Annotated in this window: 1 tRNA gene; it reads left to right on the forward strand. The window is 28.9% G+C overall.

Annotated features, from left to right (window positions below):
• Positions 1-176: 176 nt before the first annotated feature.
• Positions 177-259, forward strand: a tRNA-Ser gene (locus tag AC4IFT_RS22510).
• Positions 260-270: the final 11 nt, after the last annotated feature.

Here is a 270-nt window from a genome sequence, read left to right on the forward strand (position 1 = left end):
TTTTTTTATAAGGTTAAGTTAAATATAAATGTATTCAGTTTATGACTCGTAAAATTTAAATAAAATTTTCGAGGGGAGGAGGTGGGCCATAAACAACTAAATACATGTAATGATTGTAATAGTTTATATTTTTTCTAAGCGGTTCGAGACCGTTCTAATTCGTTATTATATTTTAAGGAAAAGTATCCATAGGTAAGGTAAGGTATTTGCTAAATATTGTGTTTTATGACTTTTGCGGGTTCGAATCCCACCTTTTCCGTTATTAATATA

The organism is Providencia sp. UF-183 (assembly GCF_058246155.1).